Source organism: Bifidobacterium sp. B4081, from assembly GCF_026537335.1.
GTDB lineage: Bacteria > Actinomycetota > Actinomycetes > Actinomycetales > Bifidobacteriaceae > Bombiscardovia.
Genome location: NZ_JAFNMM010000003.1, coordinates 170452 through 181511, shown reverse-complemented (window position 1 = coordinate 181511; position 11060 = coordinate 170452). Strand labels below are relative to the sequence as shown.

Here is an 11060-nt window from a genome sequence, read left to right as displayed (position 1 = left end):
CACCATCATCCCCCTGGTCATCGCCTTCCTCCTCCTGCAGAAATACTGGCAATCCGGCCTCGCCGCAGGAGCCGTCAAAGAATAACAAAAGAAACTAAAACCGTGCTACAGGCCTTGAGCCGTAGGACAGCGAAAAGATATCAATAGTCATGTGTTGTTGCCAAGGACAACAGAAAAGGAGATAGGGACAATGAGGTTCGAAAAGATGACGAAGGTCATAGCCCTGACAGGTGCTGTAGCCATGGCGTTTGGACTCGCCGGCTGCGGTGGATCCGGCAGCGGCTCCTCTGCGTCGGGCAAAGGCGGGAAGACCGAAATCTTGGTCTGGTCCTGGGATTCGACCCTTCCTCGAACAGTTAAGGGATTCGAAGCCAAGAACCCCGACATCAAGGTGAAGGTCACCAATGTCGGCACCAACAAAAAAGAGTACACGGCCTTGAACAACGCTCTGTCCGCCAACAAGGGCGCCCCTGACCTTGCACAGATCGAGTATTATGCTCTGCCCGAGTATGCCACTCAGGACAAGTTGCAGGATCTTTCTGACATGGGCGCCTCCGGGTACAAGAGCTTCTACACGCCGGGTACCTGGAACTCAGTGAATCTGAATGGGGGCGTCTACGCACTGCCTATGGATTCCGGCCCCATGGCCCTGTTCTACAACAAGGAAGTGTTCGACAAGGCCGGAGTGACTGAAATACCTACGACCTGGGATGAGTACTACGAGGCGGCCAAGAAGATCAAGGCCGTCGGTTCCTACATCACTTCGGACTCAGGCGATGCAGGGTTCTTCGATTCCATGACCTGGCAGGCCGGCGCCAAGCCCTTTGCCACCAGCAAGGACGGCAAGACCGTTACCATCAATCTGACCGGTGACCCCAAGGTCAAGAAGTGGGACGACTACTGGCAGAAGATGATCAATGAGGACTTGATCAACACGAAGATTCCCGGATGGTCGGACGACTGGAACAAGGGACTTAACGACGGATCGATCGCCTCGTTGCTCACCGGCGCTTGGATGCCCTACAACCTGCTGTCCGGAGCCCCTGATGCCTCTGGCAAATGGCGTGTGGCGCAAATGCCTACCTGGGAAAAAGGCGGAACTGAGAATTCCGAGAACGGCGGGTCTTCTCTGGCTATGATCAAGACCAAGGACGATTCCAAGAGCAAGGCCGCATACAAGTTCTTGGAATACGCTTGCCACAACGCCGAGGGCATTAAGACCCGTGTCGATGGCGGCGCCTTCCCGGCTGACAACAACACGCTGAAGTCCAACGAGTTCCTTTCGATGACCAGTTTGAAAGATGCCGACGGCAAGGACAACGCCTACTTCGGCGGCCAGAAGTTCAACGAGGTCCTGTCACAAGCCGCTAAGAATGTGCTACCTGGTTATGAGTTCCTGCCCTTTGAGGTCTACGCACGTGGAGTTTACGGCGACAAGATGACCGCTTTCACCTCCAAGTCGGCCACATTGGATCAGGGGATCGCGGCTTGGCAGAAGGATCTGCAGAACTACGCCAAGCAACAGGGCTACACGGTGAAGAAATAAGGGTAACTCTCATCGAGTCAGCGCTGTAGCGTAGGTTCCTTAATAAGGTATACCGGCCAGAGGGGTTCCGGGGTATTCCCTTGGCTTTCCCTGGCCGGTTTTTTCATGCACATCGTGGTGCTCTCCCTGCGGTCTTCTATAAGACGTAAAGCGGGTAAGACTTTTTAAGAATGATCAATACCAGAATGTTCCACATTAGCAGTGGTCATCTGTTCGATTGTTGTCGTGCAACGAAGAGGCAACGTCGGCAATTCCTTGTCTTCAATGTCTGAAGAAGGATAAGAGGCATACTTATGAAATTCATGCGAACTTTGGCGGTTATCATAGCGGCAACTTCGACGGCTGTAGGCGGTCTCATGCCTGCCTATGCCGAGCCTTCCTCCCCAACAACAGCGACGGTGCGTCCTAACCCGTGGTATGCCAATGGTCCCTTCCAAGGTTGGGGCACTTCATTGGCCTGGTTTGCCAATGCCACAGGCCAATACGGTGAACCAGGGTCCATTACCCGCAGCAGCGGAAACTCCGTGACGGATGCCAAGGCACTGGAGTATGGCAAGCAGCTGCGGGAGAAGTTCTACACCAGTATTTTCGGTAAAGAAGGACTGGGGCTGAATAAGGCCCGTTTCAACATTGGCGGAGGCAACGCCTCAGATGTGGCTTATGGATACCCCTTTATGCGCCAGGGGGCGGCAGTTCCTGGATATTGGGCGGAAGATCCTGACGGAAGCAAGGGGCTGTATGGTGGCGTGACGACCAAACAGTCCGATGGGAATGCCTTGGATCAGGCCTTTGATCCGGCATCGGAGGATTCCTATGTGTGGGGTCCCAAGTCTTCTAAGAGCGGAGCCGCCAAGTCCGTGAAGGCGCAGGAATGGTGGCTGAAACGCGGGGTCAAAAACGGCGATATTACTCATCTTGAGGCTTTTGCCAACTCAGCCTCTTGGTTCATGACCGAAGATGGGTATGCCACTGGCGGTTTTCGATCCGGAGACAACAACCTCAAGGATCCTGAGAAGTTCGCTGGATACATAGCCAGCGTGGTAAGTCATCTGGATCAGTTGAAGGCTGACAACGGCAACAAGGTAAAGATCAATACGGTCGAACCCTTGAATGAGTCGGAGACGGCCTACTGGGGAACGCCGGGCGGAAGGGCTTCAGACGCTTGGTCCAGTGATCAACAGGCCCTGATCACACGCTATTGGGATCGATACTATGCAGATAAGGACAAGTCTGTCACGCCTTATTCAAATGCGGTGAAGAAGCCCCAGGAGGGAATGCATGTCGACAACGTCAAGGCTCAGCAAACTATTCTGGCCTTGGCCAAGGCGCTCAAGTCAGAAGGCTTGAAGGGCGTCAAGGTCTCTGCGACGGATGCAACCGACTCCGGACAGTTTGTTGATTCCTACAATCTATATTCGCAGAATGTGCGCGATGCCATAGGGCAGTACAACACGCATTCATACGGCACCAATCGCCAACGTGTGGCCAGAGACATTGCCCAAGGGGACGGCAAGGTCATGTCCATGAGCGAGGTAGACGGCTCCTGGCAGGGTGGGGGATTCAACCCCTATGGCTTCGACAACGGCCTGGGCATGGCAGGCAAGATCAACAGTGATGTCTATGCACTGCAATCGCAGGATTTCACTTTCTGGCAGGTGGTCGAGGATCTGTACAATATGTCGACCGGGGACCAGGATGTCAATGGGCATCAAGCCAATCCCAGAGGGGAGAACACCAATTGGGGGACCGTCCTGATCGACTTTGACTGCAATGTTGCGGGCAGTGACGGAAAACTGTATTCCGAGCGTGCCGTAGACAACAATGGGGGTACGACCAGAGGCATCAAGCCTTGTTCCGTCGTAGTCAACTCGAAGTACAACGCGGTCCGGGCCTACACCCACTTTATCCATGAAGGGGATTCGATCCTGGCCAACGATGCCACCAAGGATAATATGACTGCTCGTTCGGCTGACGGTAGGACGCAAACCATCATCCATCGCAATGACAGCGACAATAAACAGCGCTTAATCATTGATCTATCCAACTATGGAAACATTGACAAGAATGCCAGCGGCAAGCTCTTCCTGACCACTGCGCCTGAATCCAAAAGCGATCCTTACGAGGCCACCATGGATTACATGAACGGGTACTCCAACCAGGAGCGTCCGGGAGCAGTCCATATCGATACAGTCGCCAAGACGGCCACTGTTGAATTGCCGGCCCGTTCGATCGCCTCCATTCAGCTGTCTGGTGTGAGCGGTCAGTCTAATCAGGCAGGCGTGAAGGATGGTGAGAGCTACCAGCTTGTGGGGCAACAATCCGGACGTACTCTTCAAACCGGGAGTGATGGCAGCCTGACCATTGAGAATTCGGCGGCGGATTCACAGAGTGGCCCAGCACAGACCTTCGTCTACCATCAGGTCAAAGCCTCGCGAGAACGTCCTGAACTCAAGCTGTTCATGATCACCGATCCCACCGGGAAAAAGATATTGAATGATCAAGGCAGAATGGTCGCCGGCTCCATCGACACGACAAATCCGGATCCGCGGCAGTCTTGGATATTTAATACCGAGGGTGGAACTACATGGAGTATGGTCAATGCAGCGAGTAAGAACGCACTTGAAGTGAGTGGACAGGCCACTGCCGCTGGTTCGCCGGTCGGTCTTTACTCTTCCAATGGTGGTGAAAACCAGGCTTGGACTCTGAGGTCTACCAAGCCTTCGGGCGTGCAGCAGGTCTATGTTCAGGCCCGAAAAGGCGGACATTTGACTATGCCGACGACGGTCACTCCCTACTATCCTTGGGGACTCGGGTCTCCGGTCCCTGTTCAATGGGATACCAGTATGATCGACGTCAGCAAAGAAGGTCGGTACCAGGTGACTGGGCAGGCCGTCGATGTGTTTGGCAATTCCATCGCATGCAAGGCTGAGGTTTACATCGGCGACTTTACAGTAACTGATCCGGTATCCGTCACCCTCATGGTTGGTGCAAGCCGTCAGCAGGTGGAGGATGCAATCAAAGCAGCCCCGGTTCATGCGCACGTTGGTGCCTCGGAGGCTATGGATGCAGACCGCACAGCTGTGAAGTGGGACTTCTCCCAACTGGATGGACAGCTTGCCGAAGCGCATGCAGGCGACAGACTCACAGTCAAAGGACGCTTGGGGTCGGTCGGAGACGGCGGGCTGCCAGTGACAGCCTCGGTCTATCTGATGCAGGCCAAAGAGCAGAACATTGCTGACACCAGCAGCAACCTGACAGTCACTGATCAGCAAACCGAATACGGCAAGGCTGAACAGTGGAAAAAGCTGACAGACGGGGATACCTCCGCCGAGGCCTGGGTGACATGGAACTCCGCAGGCGATTACTCACACAAGCCCACCGCCACTCTAGATTTCGGCCAGGAGCGGGACTTAGGCTCACTGGTCATCACCTATGGCGACCACGCTCCAATCAGTGCGCTGGCTGAATACAGCTTGGACGGTCGCACCTGGCTTCCCTTGGGAACAGCTGCGAGTCCAAAGCCGGGACAGACTGTGACATTCAAGGGCAATGCCCAGGTCAAGGCCAGGCAGGCTCGAATTGTCAATACGGTGCAGGGGGACTTCATGAACACCTCCGAAATACAGGCTTGGGCCATTCCCAAGGCTGATCCGGTGCACAATATCGCTCCGTCCTCCAGCTCTCACTTCAAGGTGAATGTGCAGGAAGGTTCGACGGCTGCAAAGGCCATAGACGGCGACAGCGATCACAAGGGCTGGTCCACTTGGAACCAGGCGGGGATTCCGGTTGCTACCTTCACCTTCGACAACCTCCAATCCATCAGCGAGGTCAAGACTACCTTCTTCAGAGACGGCCGTGCTTCCTGGCCTAAGTCCCAGACTTTGGAGTATCAGGACGACAAGGGTGTCTGGCAGAGGGTCGGTGTGAAGAGCGGCTGGTATGTCCAGCCAGGTTTCGGCGCGGATACATCTACGGATGAGGACACTCCTGTGGCTGACTTCCGCATGTCTACACCCATAGTCGCCAAGGCACTGCGTCTGACCAACACCCTGCAGGATACAGGCGTCTATATCAACGTCGCGGAAATCGAGGTTCTGGGAACTCAGGCGCAAGTCAAGGCTGAACCTATGCCCTCCGCTGATAAGGCCTTGGGCGATTTGCGGTTGGATGGCAAGACCATAGACGGATTCCTTCCTGACAAGACTGACTACACGGTACGGCTCCCGGTCGGCGCGGAAAGCAATCCGAAGCTACAAGCCTTTGCCCGCGATACTGCCGCTACGGTGAAGGTCAGGCATGTCAATGCCGAGGAGTCCGTCAAACGTGACGGGAACGTTCTAGGCGGCAAGGATGTGATCACGGTAAAAGCGGCTGACGGCAGAGGGAGCTCCGAGTACACCGTCAACTACGTTTCTTCCGTTCTTCAGAAATTGTTGGTCACTCCACCCAGCAAAACCCGATATCTGCTCAATGAGCGACTCGACTTATCCGGTATGGTTGTCAAAGCTGTGTATTCAGTGCCGAATGAGGAACCTGTCAAGGTGGATATCAGCATCAACGACCCTGAATTGCTGGTGAGCGGTTTTGATTCAGCACAGCCAGGCAGGAAAAATGTGACCGTGACCTACCGTGGTGTCAGTGCGACCTTCCAGGTGGATGTGGTTGATGGCAATGTCGGAAACGCTGATTCACAGCCAGGCTCGGGTCGTGGTCCAGGAGCCCTCGCTCATGCCAAGCAAGAGGGCGGCTCAGATGGCAGCAGCGCCTTGAGTCAGACCGGTGCGAATGTGATGCCAACGATTCTAGCGATCGCAGTCTGCCTGCTATGCGCAGGATCAGCATTAGCGGCGGCTCGCCGTCATCTGGGATGATGCGGAGAAGAGGAAAGCGATGAAGCTCAATCGAAGAAATATATTGGGATTCGCCGCGGCAGTTGTCGCCTTGGCGCTCCTGTCGCCCGGATCTGCGGCTATGGCCGTACAGGAGAAAACAGAGCAATTCGGTTCCGCCGGATTCAGCCGGCTGAAAACCGCTCAGGATGATGATCTCCGGACGATACTGGATACCACGAGGGTTGAGGATCTGCAGCCACTGGCTTCAGGTCATCGATCCGATGATCAGAGCACAGCGCCCTATGATCATGCAGAGCCTAACAAGGACGACGTGGATAAGTTGAAGCATGCTCGGTCTGTGGCCGAGGGAGTCCTAGCCTCAGGTTCTGCCGATGAAGGCGAGAAGGATCAGGCGGGCAAGGACTTGAAGCAGGCCTTTGCCGCCGTGCGCTTCATCTACCATTACACTGCAGTGACAGGCACTAATGGCGACAGATTTTTTGACAACAAGGGTGATCTGCTGCAAGCGCATGGTGCCGGAATTCAACGGGTCAGTGCTGCTCTTCTTCCTGCTGCCGATCGGGGCTTGGATGCGGATGGAGACGGATATGTCTACGTCATGTGCGGCGAGGACAAAACTGATGGTCTGGTAGCGCATGGCGTGCGGATATACTACTCCGACGATCTGTGCAACTGGGTAGATAAGGGGCTGGGCTTTCAGACCTACCAGGGCGACAAGGATCTGGCTGGTAAATTGGCGGGCTCTGACCGCGTCTACCAGCGTTATTATAATGTGGCCAATCTTGAATCCGATCCGGATTACACGAACATCTACGGCCAGGATTTCAAGGCATTCTCCACGGATGCATCCAATGCCAACATCTCCGGCCCTCAGCAAGCCTTGGACTATCTGCTTTGGGATTTGAAGGCTCTGAAGGGCGACGGATCGGATCCGAAGAAGTCCAGCTGTGTCTTCGAGCGTCCCAAGATGGTCTATAACCCGACCACCAAACGCTGGGTGATCTGGTTCCATGCGGATGGGCCACGATATGGCAACGAGGCCACTGCAACGTATTCCAAGGCAAAGGCCGGAGTCGCCATTTCTGAGAGTTCCGATCCTGCTGGGCCATACAAGTACCTGGGATCCTTCCGTATGAGTCCCGGTGCCAATGCCGGTAACCCTGGCATGGCGCGTGACATGAACCTGTACGTGGACTCCGGCAAGGATCAGAATCATGACGGTGTTGATGATGCCTATCTGGTGTATTCCAGCAACGAAAACCGCGATCTGACCATCTCGCTTCTGGACAAGACCTACACCAAGCTGGTTGAGCCGAACGCTCGACAGCAAAAGGGCGTCGATGTCTCCGCAGGCGACACCTACAACATCGTGGCCAGCAATAGCAAGGAGTCGCCGGCTCCCTTCAAGTGGAACGGCAGATATTACATCATCTATTCAGGCACTACCGGCTGGGCACCCAATGAAAACAAGTACGCAATCAGCCAGGGTGACGATTTTCTAGGGCCTTACTCGGAGGTAGGATCGCCTTTCGTCAAGGGGAATGGCTGGAACCAAAGCCCGGCCAATTCTTTCTCGACCCAATCCAGCTCGGTCATTCCCTATGACCCCGCGCACGGCGTTTTCCTCTATTGGGGCGACCGCTGGTTCAACCCTGACACCGGGAATGACATCAGCCAGTCCAGGTATGTGATGACACCGATGCAATTGGTGAACGGGCATGTCCAGGTGTTGCCGGCTGCGGACTGGAAACTGTCTGGTATGGACAAGTATCAGGCCATCGATGTGGTCAATGCCAATCTGCCGACTGAAAGCAGTTCGGTCAGTCGAATTGTTGCTGCGCTGCCCAAGAGCCTAGGCATCAGAGTGGGCGGTCAGACAGCCATCCGACAGGCCACGGTCAACTGGGAGCCCTACTTTGGCACGGACCGTCCATACGGGCAGGTGACGTTCAAGGGGAAGCTGCCTGAATACCAGAATGCGCCTATCAGCTTCACGGCTTCCATCTATCCGGAAAACTCCCGTCTGTTCATTGACGCGGGTTCGGCCCCTTCGAATGAATCGAGTTACTACCGGAAGCTGAAAACCAAGGCTCCACGACTGATGAATGCAGACCGCAGCGACCAGGAATACACTGCTCAAGGCAAGTGGGGTCTGAGCAGCCGCATAGGTTCCGATGTCGAAGCATACGAGACCAGCCAGAACGGTATCTACGAAACAGGCTACTGGGCAAAATCCGGCAAGGACATACGGTATCAGGCGGATTTGCCAGCCGGTACTTATACAGTTCAGGCTGGCTATCAGGAGTGGTGGAACAACAAGCGCCAAACTGAGTTCTCGGTCGTCTGCCATGACAAGACCGTAGGCAAGACGAATATTGTGCCTGTTCAGGCCGGGAATGCCACCGATCCGATCACTTTCACCTTGGAGCATGCCGACAGCGTGACCTTCCTGACAAGATCCACAGGCGGCGGCGATCCGTTGCTGAGTTGGATCGGAGTCTCTGCGCAGGATGACGACCAGGTGGTTTCAGTCCAGCAGGTTCAAGGCATCAGAACATTCAAGCGGGGAAGACAGCCCGGGCTTCCGGACAAGGTGAGCGTCAACAAGGCGAATGGAAAAAGCGAGGAGCGGGCCGTGCGCTGGCTGACCGATGCGTCGAGCTTGATCCTCTATGCGCCTACCGAGGTGCTGGGCATCGTAGAAGGCACAACGCTGCCTGCCAGAGCCAGCATTCAGGAGGTGGAAGACGGACTGTCCTACTTCATTGATGTCAATGGAGGGGAGGCCTCGCCCACCTACAAGGCGCTGACTGCTTTGCATGATGGCAAATTGGCCAATGGGTCCGCCGACCAGGGCTTTGACGATTTGTGGGGCAATACCTCCGGTAACTTTGGAAAACAGGCTGACGGCAATGCCGATCCCTATAGGTCAGGGATATATGCCGGCGCTAACGGCAAGAAAGATAAACTATCCTACAGGGTCTTACTGGCACCTGGCGAACATCAGGTTTCTTTCGGTTTCCATGATTGGTGGAGCCAGAGCAGACCGACTGTGATTAGCTATTCGTATGACAATCTTCCGGCATTCCGTACAGAGAATCGGCTGACGACCGCGACTGTCAACGGCGGACGAACGATTGCTTCCGGAAGGATCAAGATTCCGCAGGGCTGGAATAGGATAGTCACCTTCACCTTGGATTCCTCTACGGGGACTGGGCCAATACTTAATTGGATCTCTATCAAGGGTTCGCTGCCCCTAGGACCAGTGCCTGTGCAGCAGCAGCCTGTGATCTCGGGAGCATCCAATGTGAAAATCGATCAGGGTCTCAGCTTCGATCCTAAGGCCGGGGTCAGTGCAGTGGATTCTTTGGAAGGTGACATTACCGAGGCGATTCAAGTACAGGGATCCGTGAATAGTGCTAAGACAGGGCAATATACGCTTGACTACACGGTTGCTAATTCAAGGGGCAAACAGGCATCTGAAAAGCGGATAGTCACGGTCAGCCCCGTTGGAGGCAGCTCTTCCAACAAGTCTAAGAATCCGGCCGACAGCTCCTGCATCAATCCCGGTAAGGGTACCGGTTTAAAGCACAAGACCGGAACTCACAAGCATTCTGAGGGTTCGAGGCTTTCAGAGACGGGGCCGAACACGGGATTCTTCCTAGTGATGGAAGCCCTAAGCATGCTGTTGGCCCTAGTCAGCTTCGGGCTGATTCCGCATATCCGTCGACACGGGATGGAGGGCAAGTGATAGCGCCTCATTCCAGTGTGATGTGAAATGCTGATACCCCTATCTTCAGTGATAGGGGTATCGGTCAATCTGCCGGACGAGCCGCCGGGTTAAGCCAGACCATGTTCGTACTTGCTCGGTTAAGTTTCCTTTTAGGCTTCCGTCGAGAAGGTCAGGGTGACCCGAGGCTGATTGTGGGGCATGATCCATCCCCTGAGATCAGGACTGTACTCAAGCATTGGCAGTGATTGCCAGTCGTCCACATTATGCTCGCCTATGGCCTCTATAGTCAGTCTGGTCTCCAGCAGGGCGCTGCTTATTTCCTGGAAGTCATGAGCCCAACTGTGATTGATGGAATGTGTAATTCGGGGTTTGTCCCATCTTCGATCGAGTCGACTGATGACGTGTAGGTTTGATCCGTCTTATAAGTCGTTTCTGTTCCGCCACAATAACTTGGAACTATTGACATGCCCTCATTGTTCAAGGCGAAAAGCAGTGGATGGTTGTCGCGGATCATGAATATTCAACCGTCTGCTAGCAGGGGAGCGATTGAGCGAGCCCAGTCCTCCAGATTAGAAAGCCAGGTGATGGTTCCATTGCTGGTGATGCTTACACCGAACGAGCTTTTCTGCTTGGGCATGGCATTTGCAGCGTAGCGAACATCGCCTTGAACATAGATTATGGATGCGCAGGTTCGTTCAGACGGACTCCTGGCATAATCCAGCGAGGTGGGAGAGAAATCCAGGTCATAAACGTCTCGTGACCCAAGCGTCACCAAGATAGGGTATCAGTGCCTATGTGGCATTGCAGATGCAAAAGACGCAACCCCTTGATGCTGTGTTCGGGCAGGTGGGGCTTCAAAACCTCCAGATCGCGCAAGGCCACTGGCGACAGGGCTGATGCGTCCTTTGCAAAATCGTCAAGATCTCCA

The 11060-nt window shown here is 54.7% G+C and carries 3 protein-coding genes and 1 pseudogene; all 4 read left to right on the top strand.

The genetic code is table 11. The annotated features are described in order from the left end of the window. Positions 1-85, top strand: a pseudogene (locus tag J3T92_RS07395) (carbohydrate ABC transporter permease); the annotation flags it as partial. A 105-nt stretch (positions 86-190) separates the two neighbouring features. After that, a complete protein-coding gene (locus J3T92_RS07390; protein WP_267400790.1) occupies positions 191-1546 on the top strand; it encodes an ABC transporter substrate-binding protein in 1356 nt (451 codons plus the stop codon). Between the two features lie 293 nt (positions 1547-1839). Continuing rightward, positions 1840-6417: a discoidin domain-containing protein gene (locus J3T92_RS07385; RefSeq protein WP_267400789.1), complete on the top strand. Its 4578-nt coding sequence runs from the start codon at positions 1840-1842 to the stop codon at positions 6415-6417. 292 nt (positions 6418-6709) lie between these two features. Next, positions 6710-10150, top strand: a complete 3441-nt coding sequence (locus J3T92_RS07380; protein ID WP_267400788.1) for an immunoglobulin-like domain-containing protein — start codon at positions 6710-6712, stop codon at positions 10148-10150. Positions 10151-11060 lie beyond the last annotated feature (910 nt).

Excerpts from the sequence above, each read along its gene's own strand:
- J3T92_RS07390 (WP_267400790.1), top strand. The coding sequence starts at position 191 with ATGAGGTTCGAAAAGATGACGAAGGTCATAGCCCTGACAGGTGCTGTA.
- J3T92_RS07385 (WP_267400789.1), top strand. The coding sequence starts at position 1,840 with ATGAAATTCATGCGAACTTTGGCGGTTATCATAGCGGCAACTTCGACG.